The organism is Chryseobacterium sp. 2TAF14 (assembly GCF_052115105.1).
Taxonomy (GTDB): Bacteria; Bacteroidota; Bacteroidia; order Flavobacteriales; family Weeksellaceae; genus Chryseobacterium.
This window is the reverse complement of the sequence record NZ_JBFRGA010000315.1, coordinates 1-1,454: the sequence shown is the minus strand read 5'-3', so window position 1 is coordinate 1,454 and position 1,454 is coordinate 1. Positions and strand designations below refer to the sequence as shown.

Genomic DNA, 1,454 nt, shown 5'->3' with positions numbered 1-1,454 from the left:
GTTAGTTAGTTAGTTAGTTAGTTAGTTAGTTAGTTAGTTAGTTAGTTAGTTAGTTAATGTTAATTGTTAATTGTTAATTTTTAAATGATTAGCTTATAATTACTTAGGCTTTGTGGGTGAAAAATTGTACATTATTGATAATCTGTCATAAAAAAAGTGCCTGATTTTTAATCATGCACTTTTGTTTTTATTCCTGTGGTGGAGTTTCATTGTGTCGGGTTCCAAGGTCGGAGATTTTACGGGAAATCTTAAAGTTGCCGTAAAATGAAGGGTTGAGAATACCGTACTTTTTCATCAGCCTGTCGAGCTTCTGTATGCATAGTCTCAACTTTTCAAATTCTGCTTTGAGATCTTGTGTGGCATTTTGTGAAGCATCAATATTTATCCCTGCATCATAGGCTTTGGCATCAAAATTATTAATGGCAGTAAACCATTGGTCTGCTTCGGAAGCAGTTACATAATCGGGATCAAGATTTGCCCTATTATCATTAACCACATTGTACAGCCTGTTACAATAGATCTTTGCTTCTACTCCGGACATTTTGTTGATTTTAGTTTTGCTTGTGGTAAGCTGCTTGCTCAGCGGGCTGTCTTTGCCATCAAAATAATCTGCCGCAGTATTGGCATATGCCACTGTAAGATTGGTCATTAATATTCTCGCGTCTGATTTGAGGCCTGTATCTGCCGTTGTATCGGTAGTCTGAACTGAGGCTAAATGCTCAAGATGATCTACAATAGTGTTGAAATCTGCAATTCTTACGGTAAGAGGATTGTTGCCGGCATATTTTGCCTGTTCGGCAGAAAAGAATTGTCTTAGGGTCTTGGCCATGGTGAGCCTGTTCGATTGATTTGTCGTCATTGTGTTTTTATTTTAAGAATAGTGACAAATTTAGAAAAAATTTTCACATAATCAATATTTTTTAATAATTATGATTAAAAAATTAAACATTTCGATCTTTTCATACTAGATATTCACCTATCAAACGAATATTTTAAACCACCGTTTTTTTAAAGCTTGAAAAATATTTTTATATTCCGCTTTAGATTTTAACGGAAAAATATAAAGCATTGGCTTTCTTGTCTTGGTAAACTGGTAATTTTCAAACACACAAGAATAGCAGTGTTCACGCTTGGCGTGGGCTTGTCTATTTGTGTGTTAGGTATACCAGTACCTCCAAGACAGTAGGCGTAGCTCCACGCCTTTTTTTGTAAGGATGCAGATAATACGACTGGTTCTGTCGTATTAAGTACTGATCTTTGTTTTTGAGATATATAGTTAGTTGGTTGTTGGTTGTTAATTGTTGGTTGTTGGTTGTTTGGTTAGCGCTAATGCGCAAGAAGAAAATCAAAGATTTTCTTTTATAATGTTGATGATGAATTTTATCGAAGATAAAATCTTTGCGTCTTAAAGCATACTATAGTTAAACAATTTTGCGCCTTTGCGAAAAACCAAT

General features: G+C 34.7%; 1 protein-coding gene. It reads right to left on the bottom strand.

Annotation, left to right across the window (positions count from 1 at the left end):
* Positions 1-187: 187 nt before the first annotated feature.
* Positions 188-859 (bottom strand): hypothetical protein, encoded by a 672-nt coding sequence (locus AB4Y90_RS17865; protein ID WP_441558910.1) that lies wholly within the window; start codon positions 857-859, stop codon positions 188-190.
* Positions 860-1,454 lie beyond the last annotated feature (595 nt).